The sequence below is a fragment of the Paracoccus solventivorans genome, from assembly GCF_900142875.1.
In the GTDB taxonomy this organism is placed as follows: Bacteria; Pseudomonadota; Alphaproteobacteria; order Rhodobacterales; family Rhodobacteraceae; genus Paracoccus; species Paracoccus solventivorans.
Genome location: NZ_FRCK01000007.1, coordinates 152,856 through 169,802, shown reverse-complemented (window position 1 = coordinate 169,802; position 16,947 = coordinate 152,856). Strand labels below are relative to the sequence as shown.

20 protein-coding genes are annotated in these 16,947 nt (G+C 68.0%); 16 read left to right on the top strand and 4 right to left on the bottom strand.

Translation table 11 applies throughout. The annotated features are described in order from the left end of the window. Positions 1-52 precede the first annotated feature (52 nt). The 14 genes from secY (at position 53) to BUB57_RS11720 (ending at position 11,691) form a co-directional block, all read left to right on the top strand. Positions 53-1,423, top strand: coding sequence for a preprotein translocase subunit SecY (gene secY / locus BUB57_RS11785; RefSeq protein ID WP_073067202.1), 1,371 nt, complete (start codon positions 53-55; stop codon positions 1,421-1,423). Between the two features lie 61 nt (positions 1,424-1,484). After that, positions 1,485-2,144, top strand: a complete 660-nt coding sequence (locus BUB57_RS11780; RefSeq protein ID WP_143159712.1) for an adenylate kinase — start codon at positions 1,485-1,487, stop codon at positions 2,142-2,144. Positions 2,145-2,325: 181 nt separating this feature from the next. Beyond that, positions 2,326-2,694 (top strand): 30S ribosomal protein S13, encoded by a 369-nt coding sequence (gene rpsM, locus BUB57_RS11775; RefSeq protein WP_073067200.1) that lies wholly within the window; start codon positions 2,326-2,328, stop codon positions 2,692-2,694. A 15-nt stretch (positions 2,695-2,709) separates the two neighbouring features. After that, complete coding sequence (rpsK, locus tag BUB57_RS11770) at positions 2,710-3,099, top strand: 30S ribosomal protein S11 (RefSeq protein WP_073067198.1); 390 nt, start codon at positions 2,710-2,712, stop codon at positions 3,097-3,099. A gap of 114 nt (positions 3,100-3,213) precedes the next feature. Further along, on the top strand, positions 3,214-4,230 hold the full coding sequence (locus tag BUB57_RS11765; RefSeq protein WP_073067196.1) for a DNA-directed RNA polymerase subunit alpha: 1,017 nt from the start codon (positions 3,214-3,216) through the stop codon (positions 4,228-4,230). A 106-nt stretch (positions 4,231-4,336) separates the two neighbouring features. Further along, positions 4,337-4,750, top strand: a complete 414-nt coding sequence (gene rplQ, locus BUB57_RS11760) for a 50S ribosomal protein L17 (RefSeq protein ID WP_073067194.1) — start codon at positions 4,337-4,339, stop codon at positions 4,748-4,750. 225 nt (positions 4,751-4,975) lie between these two features. Then, positions 4,976-5,587: a helix-turn-helix transcriptional regulator gene (locus BUB57_RS11755; protein ID WP_073067192.1), complete on the top strand. Its 612-nt coding sequence runs from the start codon at positions 4,976-4,978 to the stop codon at positions 5,585-5,587. Positions 5,588-5,661: 74 nt separating this feature from the next. Further along, the gene (locus tag BUB57_RS11750) at positions 5,662-6,255 is read left to right on the top strand and encodes an acyl-homoserine-lactone synthase (RefSeq protein WP_073067190.1); all 594 of its coding nucleotides are present in this window, start codon (positions 5,662-5,664) and stop codon (positions 6,253-6,255) included. A gap of 61 nt (positions 6,256-6,316) precedes the next feature. Next, positions 6,317-7,672 carry a replication-associated recombination protein A gene (locus BUB57_RS11745; protein WP_073067189.1) on the top strand — a complete coding sequence of 452 codons (1,356 nt, stop codon included), beginning with the start codon at positions 6,317-6,319 and terminating at the stop codon, positions 7,670-7,672. A 46-nt stretch (positions 7,673-7,718) separates the two neighbouring features. Further along, the gene (gene crcB / locus BUB57_RS11740; RefSeq protein WP_073067187.1) at positions 7,719-8,093 is read left to right on the top strand and encodes a fluoride efflux transporter CrcB; all 375 of its coding nucleotides are present in this window, start codon (positions 7,719-7,721) and stop codon (positions 8,091-8,093) included. After that, the gene (locus BUB57_RS11735; protein ID WP_073067185.1) at positions 8,090-9,145 is read left to right on the top strand and encodes an RluA family pseudouridine synthase; all 1,056 of its coding nucleotides are present in this window, start codon (positions 8,090-8,092) and stop codon (positions 9,143-9,145) included. Before crcB ends, BUB57_RS11735 begins: the two co-directional genes overlap by 4 nt. Beyond that, positions 9,142-9,792: an HAD-IA family hydrolase gene (locus BUB57_RS11730; protein ID WP_073067183.1), complete on the top strand. Its 651-nt coding sequence runs from the start codon at positions 9,142-9,144 to the stop codon at positions 9,790-9,792. The genes BUB57_RS11735 and BUB57_RS11730 overlap by 4 nt, the downstream gene beginning before the upstream one ends. Then, on the top strand, positions 9,789-10,526 hold the full coding sequence (locus BUB57_RS11725; RefSeq protein ID WP_073067298.1) for an ATP12 family chaperone protein: 738 nt from the start codon (positions 9,789-9,791) through the stop codon (positions 10,524-10,526). Before BUB57_RS11730 ends, BUB57_RS11725 begins: the two co-directional genes overlap by 4 nt. Before the next feature lie 163 nt (positions 10,527-10,689). Beyond that, the gene (locus tag BUB57_RS11720; protein ID WP_234952064.1) at positions 10,690-11,691 is read left to right on the top strand and encodes an amino acid ABC transporter substrate-binding protein; all 1,002 of its coding nucleotides are present in this window, start codon (positions 10,690-10,692) and stop codon (positions 11,689-11,691) included. A gap of 109 nt (positions 11,692-11,800) precedes the next feature. Here BUB57_RS11720 and BUB57_RS11715 read toward each other — a convergent pair whose 3' ends face one another. Continuing rightward, positions 11,801-12,673, bottom strand: coding sequence for a D-amino-acid transaminase (locus BUB57_RS11715; RefSeq protein WP_073067180.1), 873 nt, complete (start codon positions 12,671-12,673; stop codon positions 11,801-11,803). Between the two features lie 157 nt (positions 12,674-12,830). On the opposite strand from BUB57_RS11715, the gene BUB57_RS11710 reads away from it, so the two are divergent. Further along, complete coding sequence (locus BUB57_RS11710) at positions 12,831-13,793, top strand: L-malyl-CoA/beta-methylmalyl-CoA lyase (RefSeq protein WP_073067179.1); 963 nt, start codon at positions 12,831-12,833, stop codon at positions 13,791-13,793. 170 nt (positions 13,794-13,963) lie between these two features. Here the strand turns inward: BUB57_RS11710 and BUB57_RS11705 are convergent, their stop codons facing one another. Together BUB57_RS11705 and BUB57_RS11700 are read right to left on the bottom strand one after the other, a co-directional pair. Beyond that, positions 13,964-14,263: a TFIIB-type zinc ribbon-containing protein gene (locus tag BUB57_RS11705; RefSeq protein ID WP_073067176.1), complete on the bottom strand. Its 300-nt coding sequence runs from the start codon at positions 14,261-14,263 to the stop codon at positions 13,964-13,966. Between the two features lie 135 nt (positions 14,264-14,398). Further along, positions 14,399-16,045 carry an MFS transporter gene (locus tag BUB57_RS11700; RefSeq protein WP_073067174.1) on the bottom strand — a complete coding sequence of 549 codons (1,647 nt, stop codon included), beginning with the start codon at positions 16,043-16,045 and terminating at the stop codon, positions 14,399-14,401. Between the two features lie 115 nt (positions 16,046-16,160). Here BUB57_RS11700 and BUB57_RS11695 point away from each other — a divergent pair, with 115 nt between their 5' ends. Then, positions 16,161-16,610, top strand: a complete 450-nt coding sequence (locus tag BUB57_RS11695) for a hypothetical protein (protein ID WP_143159711.1) — start codon at positions 16,161-16,163, stop codon at positions 16,608-16,610. On the opposite strand, the gene BUB57_RS11690 is transcribed toward BUB57_RS11695, so the two are convergent. Next, the gene (locus BUB57_RS11690; RefSeq protein WP_073067170.1) at positions 16,597-16,875 is read right to left on the bottom strand and encodes a GlsB/YeaQ/YmgE family stress response membrane protein; all 279 of its coding nucleotides are present in this window, start codon (positions 16,873-16,875) and stop codon (positions 16,597-16,599) included. The two genes, BUB57_RS11695 and BUB57_RS11690, sit on opposite strands and share 14 nt — an antisense overlap. Between the last annotated feature and the right edge of the window lie 72 nt (positions 16,876-16,947).

Sequence of the window (16,947 nt, the reverse complement as noted above, 5' to 3'; positions counted from 1 at the left end):
TGTCAAATCCGGCCCCGCCGGGGCGGGTCGGGCGACAGACAAAGGGGCAGTCATGGCGTCAGCCGCAGAACAGATGGCCGCGAATCTCAGCTGGGGACAGCTGGGCCGTGCGACCGAGCTTCGCCAACGCATCTGGTTCACGCTGGGGCTGCTGATCATCTATCGGCTTGGCACCTATATCCCTGTTCCCGGCATCGACGGCGGCGCGCTGCGCAACTTCATGGAACAGGCGCAGTCGGGCATCGGCGGCATCCTGTCGATGTTCACCGGCGGCGCGCTGGGGCGGATGGGCGTGTTCGCGCTGGGGATCATGCCCTATATCTCGGCCTCGATCATCGTGCAGCTGATGACGGCGATGGTCCCCTCGCTCGAGCAACTGAAGAAAGAGGGCGAGCAGGGCCGCAAGAAGATCAACCAGTACACCCGCTACGGCACGGTGCTGCTGGCGCTGTTCCAGGCCTATGGCATCGCCGTCAGCCTCGAGGCCGGCGGCATGGCGCAGGACCCGGGTCTGTTCTTCCAGGCGTCGGTGATCATCACGCTGGTCGGCGGCACCATGTTCCTGATGTGGCTGGGCGAACAGATCACCTCGCGCGGGATCGGCAACGGCATCTCGCTGATCATCTACGTGGGCATCCTGGCTGAAATCCCCGGCAGCCTGGCGCAGTTCCTGGCGCAGGGGCGGACGGGTGCGGTCTCGACCCCGGTGGTGCTGGGCATCATCGTGCTGGTCGCGGTGGTGATGACCTTCGTCGTGTTCATGGAACGCGCGCTGCGCAAGATCCGCATCCAGTATCCCCGCCGCCAGGTCGGGATGAAGGTCTATGACGGCCAGTCCAGCCACCTGCCGCTCAAGGTCAATCCGGCGGGCGTGATCCCGGCGATCTTCGCCAGCTCGCTGCTGCTGCTGCCGATCACCATCTCGACCTTTTCGGGGAACGAGACGGGGCCGGTGATGTCCACGATCCTGGCCTATTTCGGCCCGGGACAGCCGCTGTATCTGCTGTTCTTCGCGGCGATGATCGTCTTCTTCACCTATTTCTACACGCAGAACGTGTCGTTCAAATCCGACGACGTGGCCGAGAACCTCAAGAACCAGGGCGGGTTCATCCCCGGCATCCGGCCGGGCAAGCGGACCGAGGAATATCTGGACTATGTGGTCAACCGGGTGCTGGTCATCGGCTCGATCTACCTGACCGCCGTCTGCCTGATGCCGGAGATCGTGCGCGACTGGTTCTCGGTGCCGTTCTATTTCGGCGGCACCTCGCTGCTGATCGTGGTCTCGGTGACGATGGACACGATCAACCAGATCCAAAGCCACTTGCTTGCCCATCAGTATGAGGCTTTGATCGAGAAATCCCAACTGCGCGGCAAGCGCAAGCCGGGGGAGCCCAAGCCTCGCCGCCTGCCGGCGCGGCGCTGACGACCTATTGATAACGGAGCCTTTCAACGGGCCAGCTGAGATTACGGAAAGGGGACGCCGCGTGACGATCAACATCATCCTGCTGGGCCCGCCCGGCGCGGGCAAGGGCACCCAGGCCCGCACCCTGGTCGAAGAACGGGGGCTGGTGCAGCTTTCCACCGGCGACATGCTGCGCGATGCGCGCAGCTCGGGCACCGAGATGGGCAAGATCGTGGCCGACGTGATGGACCGCGGCCAGCTGGTCACCGATGAGATCGTGATCGGGCTGATCCGCGAAAAGCTGGATACGGTCGAGGCCCCCGGCTTCATCTTCGACGGCTTCCCGCGCACCCTGGCCCAGGCCGACGCGCTTGAGGAACTGCTGGACGGCATGGGCCGCAAGATCGACGCGGTGATCGAGATGCGCGTCGATGACGAGGCGCTGGTCGACCGCATCAGCGGCCGCTTTACCTGCGGCAACTGCGGCGAGGTCTATCACGACACCACCCGACCCACGAAAGAACCCGGCAAATGCGACGTCTGCGGCAGCACCGACATGAAGCGGCGCGCCGACGACAACCCCGAAAGCCTCAAGACCCGGCTGATGGAATACTACAAGAAGACCTCGCCGCTGGTTGGCTATTACTACGCCAAGAAAACCCTCGCCCCCGTCGACGGCATGGCGGAGATGGACGAGGTCGGGCGCCAGGTCGCGGCGGTCGTGGACCGGATCGGCGGCTGAAACCGGCTCGCGCGTCCGGGCGGCATGTTGACGCGGGGCGCGCGATACTTTAACCGCAGGCATCTCATCCGAGAATCACCCATCCGGGGTGAAGCGATGGCCCGAGGCGTGATGCCGAGGGCCATTGGTTGTGAAAAAAGGTTCCGGCACTACGGAACCGCAACGTAAAGGAAGAACGGCTTTGGCCCGTATCGCTGGCGTCAATATCCCGACCGGCAAGCGCGTCCCGATCGCGCTGCAATATATCCACGGCATCGGCCCGATGTATGCCGAACAGATCGTCCAGGCCGTCGGCATCGACCCGACCCGCCGCGTGAACGAACTGTCGGACGCCGAAGTCCTGCAGATCCGTGAATACATCGACGCCAACCTGACCGTCGAGGGCGACCTGCGCCGCGAGACGCAGATGAACATCAAGCGCCTGATGGACCTGGGTTCGTACCGCGGCCTGCGCCACCGCCGCGGCCTGCCCGTGCGCGGCCAGCGCACCCACACCAACGCCCGCACCCGCAAGGGCCCGGCGAAACCGATCGCCGGCAAGAAGAAGTAAGGAGGGCTTGGGACCATGGCACGCGACAAGACGCGCATGAAGCGCAAGGAACGCAAGAACATCGCCACCGGCGTGGCGCATGTGAACAGCTCGTTCAACAACACCAAAATCCTGATTTCGGACGTGCAGGGCAACGCGATCTCGTGGTCGTCGGCCGGCACCATGGGCTTCAAGGGCTCGCGGAAATCGACCCCCTATGCCGCGCAGATGGCCGCCGAGGACGCCGGCAAGAAGGCGCAGGAACACGGAATGCGCACCATCGAGGTCGAGGTGCAGGGCCCCGGCTCGGGCCGCGAATCGGCGCTGCGCGCGCTGGCCGCCGTCGGCTTCAACATCACCGCGATCCGCGACGTGACCCCGATCGCGCATAACGGCTGCCGCCCGCCCAAGCGCCGCCGGGTCTGATCCACCGGATTTTCTGCCGGCCCGCGCCGATTGGTGCGGGCCGGGTTTCGCATTTTACCTCGGGCGTTTCCGGCGGCTGGTCATGGGGCCGGGAACAGGAATGGAGGCAATCGCATGATCCACAAGAACTGGGCCGAACTGATCAAGCCCTTGCAGCTGGATATCCGGCCGGGCGCCGACGCGGCCCGCGTCGCCACCATCGTCGCCGAACCGCTGGAGCGGGGCTTCGGCCTGACGCTGGGCAACGCGCTGCGCCGCGTGCTGATGTCCTCGCTGCAGGGCGGCGCCATCACCAGCGTGCAGATCGACAACGTGCTGCATGAATTCTCGTCCGTCCCCGGCGTGCGCGAGGACGTGACCGACATCGTCCTGAACCTCAAGGGCGTGACGCTGAAGATGGACGTCGAGGGCCCCAAGCGGCTGGCCCTGTCGGCCAAGGGCCCGGGCGAGGTCAAGGCCGGCCAGATCGCCGAGACCGCCGGCATCACCGTGCTGAACCGCGACCATGTGATCTGCAACCTCGACGAGGGCGCCGAGCTGAACATGGAGCTGACGGTTTCCGTGGGCAAGGGCTATGTCGCCGCCGACAAGAACCGCGCCGAGGATTCCCCGATCGGGTTGATCCCGATCGACGCGATCTTTTCGCCGGTCAAGCGGGTCAGCTACGAAGTCACCCCCACCCGCGAGGGGCAGGTGCTGGACTATGACAAGCTGACCATGCGCATCGAGACCGACGGCTCGCTGACCCCCGAGGACGCGGTGGCCTATGCCGCCCGCATCCTGCAGGACCAGCTGGCGGTGTTCGTCAACTTCGAGGAGCCGGAATCGGCCCGCACCCAGGACGCCGAGGACGGGCTGGAGTTCGACCCGCGCCTGCTGAAGAAGGTTGATGAGCTCGAGCTGTCGGTCCGTTCGGCCAACTGCCTCAAGAACGACAACATCGTCTATATCGGCGACCTGATCCAGAAGACCGAGGCCGAGATGCTGCGGACCCCGAACTTCGGCCGCAAGTCCTTGAACGAGATCAAGGAAGTGCTGTCGGGCATGGGCCTGCATCTGGGCATGGACGTCGTGGACTGGCCGCCCGAGAACATCGAGGACCTGGCCAAGCGCTTCGACGACCAGTTCTGAGTTTCGGCGGGGGCCTTGGTCCCCGCCACCCTGGGCATTCCGCCCCAAGGAGAGCGTCCGCAACGCACGGCCGCCGGACAAAGCAAAACGCTGATAGGAGACCACCATGCGTCACGCCCGCGGCTATCGCCGCCTCAACCGCACCCACGAGCACCGCAAGTCGCTGTTTTCCAACATGGCCTGCAGCCTGATCGAGCATGAGCAGATCAAGACCACCCTGCCCAAGGCCAAGGAACTGCGCCCGGTCATCGAAAAGCTGATCACCCTGGCCAAGCGCGGCGACCTGCACGCCCGCCGGCTGGCGGCTGCCCAGCTCAAGCAGGATGCGCCTGTTGCCAAGCTGTTCGAGCAGCTGGGCCCGCGCTACAAGGACCGTCAGGGCGGCTATGTCCGCGTGCTGAAGGCGGGTTTCCGCTATGGCGACATGGCGCCGATGGCGATCATCGAGTTCGTCGAGCGCGACGTCTCGGCCAAGGGCGCCGGCGACCGCGCCCGCCTGGAAGCCGAGCTGGAAGACTAGGCCGGACTGCGCGCCCGGTGGCTCCGACCGTCGGGCGCGGCATGATTTGTCCAGTGACGTTGCGTCACATGCGCGCCCGCACAGCCTGCTGTGCGGGCTTTTTTAACACTTATCTGCGTGAATGTTCGGTGGAAAGCACATGATTTACACCACATCTCTGGCATAGTCCTTCCCATTCTGCATAGTTAACAGAGATCTAGTTCCGAGCAATCTGTCTAAAAAGCCATGTCCTTGAGAGCCGAGATTACCGCGACCCTGTCCCGCCTGCAAAAGCTGGCCCAATCCGGCTATTCGATCGGGCTGCACATTCGGTTCACCTCGCCGATCATGATGTTCCAGACCTACCCCGAAGCCTGGGCGGAACATTATACGGCCAACGCCTTTGCCCTGCGCGATCCGACCATCGCCTGGGGGTTTTCGACCACCGGAACCGTCCGGTGGTCTGCAATGCCGATCCCCGACCCGTTCGGCATCATGGCAGACGCGGGTCGGCATGGGTTGACCTTTGGTCTGACGGTGTCCTGCGGCCCGATCAAGTCGCGCACCATCGCCAGTTTCGCCCACGGCACCCGCGAATTCACGGATGACGAGATCGAAGCGATCTCGGCGCTGGTACGACGGCTCCATGACATCACCGAGCCGCCGGAGAGCCTGACGAAGGCTCAGCAAGAGGCCCTTCGGTGCATCGCGGAGGGTGATCGCCACGCAGCGGCGGCCGCTAAGCTCGGCATTACCGAAAGTGCGTTCAAGGCGCGTCTGATCTCGGCCCGTGAAAGGTTGATGGCCAAGACGACTGCCGAGGCGCTGCAACGAGCAAAGGATTACCGTCTGCTGTAAACCGTTCGCCTCGAAAGTTCCTTTCACCGCGTTCGCTCCGGGGGGTCCAACCCTTACAACCCCAGGAGAAAACCATGCAGACCACCACGCTTTCCTTCAGCAACCTTCACAACCACGGAGACCTGTTCGCCAATCTGTTCCGCGCCCGCCGCCAAAGCTTCATCGTCCAGAAGAACTGGGACCTGCCGCAGGCGGACGGGATGGAGTTCGACCAGTATGACACCCCGGCCAGCCGCTGGGTGGCCGTGCATGATGGCGAAAACCACGTGCTCGGGGGCTTCCGGCTGACCCCCACGACCGCCCAGTGCGGGATCTATTCATATATGATCCGCGACGCGCAGCGCGGGATCCTGGGCGGGTCGATCCCGCAGGACCTGCTGTATGAGGAGGCCCCGGTCGATCCGCAGGTGTGGGAATGCACGCGGGTGTTCGTGAACCATGCGACGCCGATGGCGATTCGCCGCCGGGTGCACATGACCATGGCCGGGGCGATGACGCGGGCGGCGCGCGAGCTGGGCGCCACCCGGCTGGTCGCGCTGACCGACGCGAAATGGCCCCGCTGGTACGGCCGCTGCGGCGTCGAGGCCGAGGCCATCGGCCGGGTGATGTGGATCGACGACGGCGATTTCCAGTGCGTTGCGATCAACCTCGCCAGCAAGATGCACTGAGGTGGCCGGGGTAGGGTGTGGGGGATACCCTCCGCGTGGCGGGCAGCGTAATCTGCCCGCCATGGCCGACCTGTTCGACAACCCAGACCCCGACGACCGTGACCCTCGCGACAGGGGCGACGCCCCGCGCGGGTCCGCATCCGCCCGCCCGGCGCATCGCCCGCTGGCCGACCGCATCCGCCCGCAGCGTCTGGGCGATGTCGTCGGCCAGGGCGATGTGCTGGGGCCGGACGGCCCGCTGGGCGCCATGCTTGCCGCGGGCAGCCTGTCCTCGCTGATCCTCTGGGGCCCGCCCGGGGTCGGCAAGACCACCATCGCGCGGCTGCTGGCCGACCAGACCGACCGCGAGTTCGTGCAGATTTCCGCAATCTTTTCCGGCGTCCCCGAGCTGCGCAAGCTGTTCGACGCCGCCCGCCAGCGCCATGCCACCGGCCAGGGCACGCTGCTGTTCGTCGATGAAATCCACCGTTTCAACAAGGCGCAGCAGGACAGTTTCCTGCCCCACATGGAAGACGGCACCATCCTGCTGGTCGGTGCCACCACCGAAAACCCCAGTTTCGAGCTGAACGCCGCGCTGCTGTCGCGCGCGCAGGTCGTCGTGCTCAAGCGGCTGGAACTGTCCGATCTGGAGCTGCTGGCCCAGCGGGCCGAGCGCGAGCTGGGCCGCGCGCTGCCCCTGACCGGCGAGGCGCGCGAATCGCTGCTGACCATGGCCGACGGCGACGGCCGCGCGGTGCTGAACCTGATCGAGCAGGTGATGGCGTGGAAGACCGACCACCCGCTGGGCCCGGCCGAGCTGTCGCAGCGGCTGATGCGGCGGGCGGCGAAATATGACAAGTCGGGGGATGAACATTACAACCTGATCTCGGCGCTGCATAAATCGGTGCGCGGCTCGGACCCGGATGCGGCGCTCTACTGGCTGGCGCGGATGCTTGAGGGGGGCGAGGATCCCCGCTATCTCGCCCGCCGCATCACCCGCATGGCGATCGAGGATATCGGCCTGGCCGATCCCGCCGCGCAGCGCCACTGCCTGGACGCCTGGGCGATGTACGAACGGCTTGGCTCGCCCGAGGGAGAGCTGGCGCTGGCCAATGCGGTGATCTATCTGGCGCTCGCCCCGAAATCGAACGCCAGCTACGCCGCCTACAAGGCTGCGCGGGCCGAGGCGCGCAAGACCGGCAGCCTGATGCCGCCCGCCCATATCCTGAACGCGCCGACGCGGCTGATGAAGGAACAGGGCTACGGCGCCGGCTACGCCTATGACCACGACGCCGAGGACGGGTTTTCCGGGCAGAACTACTTCCCCGAGGGGATGCGCCGCCCGGTGCTTTACACCCCGGTCGAGCGCGGCTTTGAACGCGAGCTGAAAAAGCGGCTGGACTGGTTCGTCAGCCAGCGGCTGAAGCGGGGCGGGTGATGGTGGATCGGTTGACTTTGCCCCCGCGCGGCTACAGGTCAGCGCGATGATGCATCCGGTTTTACAGGTGGCGCTTGGCGGCGCGGTGGGGGCCGTGGCGCGCCACGGCGTCAATATCGGCGCGGGGCGGCTGTTCGGGCCGGGGTTCCCGGTGGGGACGCTGGCGGTGAATATCGCGGGCTCGTTCCTGATGGGGCTGCTGGTGATGGTGCTGGCGGGCCGCGGCAATGCGCCGGCGCCCTTGCTGATGACCGGGCTTCTGGGCGGGTTCACCACGTTTTCGGCATTCTCGCTGGACACGGTGACGCTGTGGCAGCGCGGACAGGGCGCGGTGGCGCTGGCGTATGTCGCGGCCAGCGTCGGGCTGTCGCTGGCGGCGCTGCTGGCGGGGCTGGCCGTCGGGCACAAGGTGCTGGCATGAGCGGGGTGCAGGTGATCCGCGTCGGCGCGGACGAGGGCGAGCAGCGGCTGGACCGCTGGCTCAGGCGCCGGTTCCCGCAGCTGAACCAGATCGCGATCGAGAAACTCTGCCGCACCGGACAGCTGCGGGTGGACGGCGGCCGGGTCAAGCCCGCGACACGGGTCGAGGCCGGGCAAGAGGTGCGCGTTCCGCCGCTGCCCGCCGCCGCCCCGGTTCCGGCACAGCCCCGCGCGGCGATCCGCGAAACCGACGCGCAGATGATTCAGGCGGCGGTGCTGTGGAAGGACGAACATGTCATCGCCCTGAACAAGCCCGCCGGGCTGCCCTCGCAGGGCGGCTCGGGGCAGGGGGACCGGCATGTGGACGGGCTCAGCGCGGCGCTGATGTTCGGCTACAAGGACCGCCCCAAGCTGGTGCATCGGCTGGACAAGGACACCTCGGGGGTGTTGCTGCTGGCGCGCACCGACCGGGTGGCGCGCCGCCTGTCCGAGGCGTTCCGGGCACGCACCACCCGCAAGATCTATTGGGCCGCGGTGGCCGGCGTGCCCTCGCCCAAGCTGGGCACGATCCGCTTTGGCCTGGTCAAGGCGCCCGGCCACGGCCGCGGGGGCGAAGGCGAAAAGATGATCTGCGTCCACCCTGCAAAGGTGGACCAGACCGAAGGCGCCAAGCGCGCCACCACCGATTACGCGGTGCTCGACAGCCTTGGCAGCCGGGTGTCGTGGTGTGCGCTGGTGCCGGTGACCGGCCGCACCCACCAGCTGCGCGCCCATATGGCCGAGCTGGGGCACCCGATCATCGGCGACGGGAAATACGGTGGCTCGGGGCAGGAAAACCTGGGCGACGGCTGGGGCGCGCAGCTGGGCGGGGAAATCAGCCGCAAGCTGCATCTGCACGCGCGCTCGATCGCCTTCGACCACCCGGTGACGGGGCGGCGCATCACCATCACCGCGCCGCTGCCCGAGCACATGGCGCGGACGTGGAAGACGCTGGGCTGGCACGAAAACGAGGTGCCGGCCGACCCGTTCGCCGATCTGATGGGGAATACATGAAGCTGGTCATCTGGGACATCGACGGCACGCTGGTCGACAGCCACGCGCAGATCATGGCCGCGATGCAGGCAGGCACCACCCGCGCCGGGCTGCCGCCGCTGCCGGCGGCGCAGGTCAGCAGCATCGTCGGGCTGTCGCTGCCGGTGGCGGTGGCCACCCTGCTGCCCGACGCCGACCCCGCCACCCGCGCCGAGGTGGTCGAGGGCTACCGCAGCCATTACTTTGCCGCCCGCTCGGCCGCCGAATCGCCGCTGTTCCCGGGGGCGCTGGACTGTCTCGCGCGGCTGGCCGGGCGGGGCGACCTGCTGATGGCGGTGGCGACCGGCAAATCGCGGCGCGGGCTGGACGGGCTGCTGGCGGCGCATGGGCTGGGCGGATATTTCGCCGCCACCCATTGTGCGGACGGGCATCCCTCGAAGCCTGCGCCGGGGATGATCCTGTCCTGCCTGTCGGACACCGGCGCGCGGGATGCGGTGATGATCGGGGACACCAGCTTCGACATGCTGATGGCCCGCAATGCCGGGATCGCCGGGCTGGGCGTCGGCTGGGGCCACCACCCGGCGGCCGAGCTGTTCGCCGCCGGCGCCCGCTCGGTCGCGACGGATTTCCCGCAGCTGCACGCGCTGATCGAGGAGTGGGCGGCATGAGCGGCGAATGGAGGGCCCGGCGGTTCTGGACGACCACCGCCGTCGAGCCCGTGGGCGACGGCTGGCAGCTGCGGCTGGACGACCGCGCGCTGCGCACCCCGGGAAAGCTGCCGCTGGTGCTGCCGACGCAAGCGCTGGCGCAGGCGGTGGCGGCGGAATGGGAGGCGCAGCAGGATGTAATTGCACCTGCAACGATGCCGCTGACCCGCGCCGCCAACTCGGCCGTCGAACGGGTCGCGCCGCAATTTGCGCAGGTCGCGGGGATGCTGGCGGAATACGGCGGCACCGATCTTCTGTGCTATCGCGCCGCCCATCCGGCGGAACTGGCCGCGCAGCAGGCGGCGCAGTGGGACCCGCTGCTCGACTGGGCGGCGCAGGAGTTGGGGGCCGGGCTGCGGGTCACGCAGGGGGTGATCCCGGTCGCGCAGGACCCGGGCGCGCTGGCGCGGCTGCGGGCGCGGCTGGATGCGCTGTCGCCCTGGCAGCTGACGGCGGTGCATGATCTGGTCACGATCCCCGGCTCGCTGGTCCTGGGGCTGGCGGTGCTGCACGGGCGGCTGGATGCGGCGGCGGCGCACGCGCTGTCTCGGCTGGACGACGAGCATCAGGCCGCGCTTTGGGGCCGCGACCCCGAGGCCGATGCCGCCGCCGCCGCGCGGCTGGACGCGATGCTTGTGGCCGAGCGGCTGCTGGGTCTATTGTGCGGCGATCCGCCCGCTTGCCATAACGCTTGACGGATGGCCTGAACCCGAGAAATTGTTTCAGCGCCAGCGCGGCTGGTCGCACCTGCGGTCGGGTCCGCACATAACGCGCCGGGCGCAGATCCGGCCGGCAACAGAGAGGGTGTCCATGCGAGACAAGCTATTCCCGGCCCCGGCCGCAGCGATGGCCCCGTTGATGGCGGTGGCGCTGGCGATCGGCCCCGCCGCTGCGGTCGCCGCCGACGGCGACACGCTGGCGCAGGTCAGGGAACGCGGGGTGCTGAATTGCGGGGTCAACACCGGGCTGGTCGGCTTTGCCGCCCCGGACGCCAACGGCAACTGGTCGGGCTTTGACGTGGCGATCTGCAAGGCGGTGGCGGCGGCGGTGCTGGGCGACCCCTCCAAGGTGAAATACGTCCCCACCACCGGGCAAAGCCGCTTTGTCGCGCTGGAATCGGGCGACGTGGACCTGCTGGCGCGCAACTCGACCTGGACCTTTCAGCGTGACATCGCGATGAAGTTCGACTTCACCGCGGTGAATTACTATGATGGTCAGGGGTTCATGGTCCGCAAGGAGCTGGGCGTGACCTCGGCGATGGATCTGGACGACAAGACCATCTGCGTGCAGTCCGACACCTCGACGGAAATGAATCTGGCAGACTGGTTCCGCGCCAACAACCTGACCTATCAGGCGGTGCAGGTGGATTCGAACTCGGAAGGCGAACAGCAATACATGGCGGGCGCCTGCGACGCCTATACCACCGACGCCTCGGGGCTGGCAGCGACCCGCGCGGCCTTTGCCGATCCCGACAGCCACGTGATCCTGCCCGAGATCATTTCCAAGGAACCGCTGGCCCCGGCGGTCCGCCACGGCGACGACAACTGGGGCGACATCGTGCGCTGGACGATCTTCGCGCTGATTTCGGCCGAGGAATACGGCGTCACCTCGGCCAATCTGGAAGAGCTGTCGAAATCCTCGAACAACCCCGATGTGCAGCGGATGCTGGGCAGCGCCGAGGATTACGGCGCGATGCTGGGGCTGGACCGGGAATGGGCCAAGCGCGCCATCGCCGCCTCGGGCAATTATGGCGAGATCTTTGCCGCCAATATCGGCGAACAGACCCCCATCGGGCTGCCGCGCGGGCTGAATGCGCTGTGGACCCAGGGCGGGCTGATGTACGCGATGCCGTTCCGCTAAGGGGCGGCGCCGCGTCGGCGGCGCGGTCGCAGGGGTATTTGGACCAGAAAGAAGTCCCTGCCGGTGAAGGGCAGGCGGGGCCGCGCCGGGCGGGCGCGGCCGGGGAGGGTCAGATCGCGGCCTTGCGGCTTTCCTCCAGATAGATCTCGCGCAGGCGGCGGGCGACCGGGCCGGGGCGGCCATCGCCGACCGCGGTGCCGTCGATTTCCACCACCGGCATCACGAAGGCCGAGGCCGAGGTGACGAAGGCTTCGTCCGCGGCCTTGGCCTCGTCCACGGTGAAGCTGCGTTCCTCGACCGTCATCTGCGCCTCGCGCGCGAAACGCAGTACCGCGGCGCGGGTGATCCCGTGCAGGATGTCGTTCGACAGCGCCCGGGTGACGATGCTGCCACCCTTGACGATATAGGCGTTGTTCGAGGTGCCCTCGGTCACCACCTGGCCCGAGGGCCCGTCCTCGACCAGCCAGGCGTCGTCGCAGCCGCGCGCCTTGGCCTCCATCTTGGCCATCGAGGGGTAGAGCAGCTGCACCGTCTTGATGTCGCGTCGCGCCCAGCGGATGTCGGGGACGGTGCAGATGCGCAGCCCGGTCTGCGCCTGCGGGTTTTCGGCCAGACCCGGTTTCGACTGGGTGAACATCACTACCGTAGGGGCGGTATCCTCGGGCGGATAGGCAAAGTCGCGGTCGCCGGGGTTGCCGCGGGTGACCTGCAGATAGATCAGCCCGTCGGTGATGGCGTTGTCGGCCACCAGCCGGCGCTGCGCCGCGAGCCAGTCCGCGTCGGTCATCGGCTGCGCGATCCCCAGCGCATCGAGCGAGCGCGCCAGCCGCGCCATGTGGCCGTCGAAGTCCAGCAGCTTGCCGCCCAGCACGCTGACGACCTCGTACACGCCGTCGGCCATCAGGAACCCGCGGTCGAAGATGGAAACGGTGGCCTGGTCCTCGGGCAGGTAGCTGCCGTTGACGAATACGGTGCGGGTCATGGGTCTCTCCGGGAAAGCTGCCGGGGTGTTCTGCGCCAATGCGGCTGGCGGATCAACCGCCGCTGCGCGGTGCAGGTGCAGAAAGCCTTGCTGCGCGCGCAGCAATAATCTATCACCCGCCCAGCACGAGACGAAACATCATTGCCCCGAGGTGCCCATGTCCTTCCGGCTTCAGCCCGCCCCGCCCGCCCGCCTGAACCGCTGTCAGCTTTTCGGACCCGGCTCGCGCACGCAGCTGTTTGCCAAGATGGCGGCCTCGGCGGCGGATGTGATCAACCTCGACCTGGAAGATTCGGTGGCGCCCGACGACAAGGAACAGGCGCGCAAGAACATCATCCAGGCGATCGGGGATATCGACTGGGGCAACAAGACCCTGTCGGTGCGCATCAACGGGCTGGACACGCCGTTCTGGTATCGCGACGTGGTGGACCTGCTGGAACAGGCCGGCGACCGGCTGGACCAGATCATGATCCCCAAGGCCGGCTGTGCCGCCGACATCTATGCCGTCGACGCGCTGGTCACCGCCATCGAGCGCGCCAAGGGCCGCAAGAAGCCGATCAGCTTCGAGGTGATCATCGAGACCGCGGCTGGGATTTCCCATGTCGAGGAAATCGCGGCCTCGAGCCCGCGCCTGCAGGCGATGAGCCTGGGCGCCGCCGATTTCGCCGCCAGCATGGGGATGGCGACCACCGGCATCGGCGGCACGCAGGAAAACTACTACATGGCCCGGCAGGGGCAGAAATACTGGTCCGACCCGTGGCACTGGGCGCAGGCCGCCATCGTCGCCGCCTGCCGCACCCACGGGGTGCTGCCGGTGGACGGGCCGTTCGGCGATTTTAGCGACGAAGAGGGGTTCCGCGCGCAGGCGCTGCGCTCGGCCACGCTGGGCATGGTCGGGAAATGGGCGATCCACCCCAGCCAGGTCGCGCTGGCCAACGAGGTGTTTTCCCCCAGCGAGGCCGCGGTGGCCGAGGCGCGCGAGATCATCGCCGCCATGGATCAGGCGCAGAAATCCGGTGCCGGGGCCGCGGTATACAAAGGTAGACTGGTTGACATCGCATCGATTCGTCAGGCAGAAGTGATCGTGCGTCAGGCGGAAATGATCGCCGCCGAGGCGTAAGCCGACGTTGACATTCCGGGAACGGCCGGCGGGGAGGCCGCCGTTTTCGGGGGAGGAGCGACAGGTCCCGTGCACACGCCCGGGGCCTGTCCCTATTCTGGGGGCCCGTTTCTGCCGGTGTCAGGCGGTGGCGGGGCAGGCGGTCGTTAGGCCGCGGCACCCCGAAGGCCTCAGAAATCGAACAGGTCCGACAGGAACGATTCGCGGCGCTTGGGCTTGCGATAGCGGTCGTCGTCCTTGCGATAGCGGTCGTCGTCGCGGTCGTACTGCCGGGGCGCATGCAGGTCGGGGGCGGCAGCCGGGCGCGCGGCCTGCGGGGCCGGGGCAGCGGCGGGCGAGGCGGCGCGTTCGAGGATCTTGTCCAGCTCGCCCCGGTCCAGCCACACCCCGCGGCATTTCGGGCAGTAGTCGATCTCGACCCCGCTGCGCTCGGTCATCACCAGAGTCTCGCCGTCCATCGGGCATTTCATTGCCGTTGTCCTCCGTTTGCTTCCCCTCAGTTAGGGCGCCGGCGCGTCCGCGCAACCCCCCGCAAGCCCCTTCTTCCTTGTCCAAATATCCCGGGGTGAGGCCCCGCAGGGGCCGAGGGGCAGCGCCCCTTTTCGTCAGGACCCCGGCACCTCGATCTTGCCCAGCAGCGGCATGTCGTCGGCGGGGCTGATGCTGTGGCGCTCGATCATGCGGTGGACGACCGGCTTGCCGGGGCCGCGATGCATGGCCTGCACCGCCTCGGTCACCTCGGAATCGGCGATGGTGTGGCGCAGGTTGTGGCGGACATATTCGTCCCAGGTGGCGATGTGATAGCTTTCCGTCCACTGCCGCGGGTTTTCCAGGTCGCGCATCAGCGACCAGTTGCGGGCGCCGTCGCGGCGGCGGATGGCGCGGCGCTTGGACATCAGCCGCAGGAACTCGGGCGCGTCCTCAAGGTCGATCTCGAAGTCGATCATCACCACGATCGGCCCGGAACGTCCACGCAGGTCCAGCGCCAGCGGCGGCTCGCGGAAGCGGTTGGCGGGGTCGAGGTCGAGGGTGCCGAACTCGGGCTGGCTGAACCAGCGCCCGATGATCGCACCCAGGATCAGCATCCCCGCCGCCCAGGCAAAGGCGGTGTCCAGCCCCCGCGCCCCGGCGATGCCGCCCCATAGCCAGGCGCCCGCCGCCATGCCGCCGAAGGTCGCGCTTTGATACAGCGCCATCGCGCGCGCCACCACCCAGCGCGGCGTCGACAGCTGCACGGACACGTTGAACAGCGACAGCGCCAGCACCCAGCAGGCCCCGGCGACCAGCAGCGCCAGCGCCTGCCAGGCGAAATTGCCGCCGACCGACAGCACCAGGCAGGCGATGGCAAAGCCCATGAACGCCACCCGCACCACGTTTTCGTTGTTCAGCCGTTCGCGGATGCGGGCGTTGATCACCGCGCCGAGGATCGCGCCCAGCCCGAAACAGCCCAGCAGCAGCCCCAGCAGCAGCGACCCGCCCGAGGGGTGCTGCGCCGCCAGTAGCGGCAGCAGCGCCAGCACCGCCACCCCGGCAAAGCCGAACAGCATCGCCCGCAGCAGCACCCGCAGCAGGTTCGGCGACAGCGCCACATAGCGCAGGCCCGCGGCCAGCGCCGGGCCCAGCGGCTCGGGCGGGATCTTCGGGCCGGTGGGGGGCGGCGGCCGCCAGCGCAGCAGCGCCCCGATCAGCGGCACATAGCTGACCGCGTTGACCGCAAACGCCGCGGCGGCGCCAAAGGCGGCGACGATCAGCCCACCCGCCGCCGGCCCGACCGAGCGCATCAGGTTGAACCCGACCGAGTTCAGCGTGACCGCCGCCGGCAGGTCGGCGCGCGGCACCAGATCGCCCATGCTGGCCTGCCATGGCGGGTTGTAAAGCGCCTGCCCGACCCCCAGCAGGAAGGTCAGCGCCAGCAGGCTGTAGGGGTTCAGCCCGCCCGCCCAGGCCACCACCGCCAGGAACAGCGACACCGACGCCATCATCGCCAGCGCGATCAGCAGCAGCCTGCGGCGTTCGAAGATATCGGCCAGCGCCCCGGACAGCAGCGCGAACATCATGATCGGCAGGGTGTTCGAGGCCTGCACCAGCGCCACCAGCGTGGCGCTGTCGGTCAGCTGCGTCATCAGCCAGGCCGCGCCCACCGCCTGCACCATGCCGCCGAAATTGGAAATCAGCGTCGCCGACCACAGGGTCAGGAACGCCTTGTGGCGGAACGGGGACAGGGCAGAGGGGCGGGGGGCTGGGGACGGCATTGCCTGCTCAAGCTAGCGGATGCGGCGGCAAGGACAATCCACCTGTTGCGGCCCCCGGGCGATTGACGCCGCGGCGGCCCTGGTCATGCTGGGCTGCGCCGGGATGGAGACCTTGATGCACGACGATACCCCCGTTTTCCCGCCCGCCCCTGTGCCGCGCGGGGTGCTGGCGATGCGGCAGATGGCGTTGCGCGCGATCATGGACGGGCGCGGGGTCGATTCGGTGATCCTCTCGGCCTCGGCAAGCCTTGCCCATTATGGCGGGCTGGCGCCGGGCGGGCTGCTGGTGGTGACCGCACAGGCGGCGCAGCCGGTGGCGGGGAGGGCCGGGGAAGGGGGGGCACCGCGGCCGTTCTGGCCGGGGGCAGCGGAACTGCTGCGGCAGGGCTGTCGGCTGGGATACGAGGGCGACTGGATCGACGCCGACGCGCTGGCCTTGCTCGTCGCCCGGTTGGCGCCGGCGGGGCTGCTCGACATCGGCCCCGAGGTCGCGCGCCAGATCGGCTCTGGCGCCGACGCTCTGCCGGGCGCGCTTCCCGCGGGCGGCCGGGTCAGCCCCGGTTGAACAGCCGCAGGATCAGCAGCAGGATCACCGCGCCGATGGTGGCGAAGACCACCGATCCCAGGAAGCTGGGTCCGGCGACGGTGTTGCCCACCGCGGGGCCGGCGCCGATGTTCCAGCCCATGGCCGGGAACAGGAAGGTGGCGATCAGCGCGCCGACCACGCCGACGACGATGTTCATGACCACGCCCTGGCCATGGCCCTTGACGATCTGCCCGGCCAGCCAGCCGGCGATGGCGCCGATGATGATGGCGACGATAAAGCCCATGTCTTGTCCTTTCATGGTGCGGCAACGCCTTGGGCGCCGCCCGGATGAGGAAGGAACGGCGACTTCCCCCCA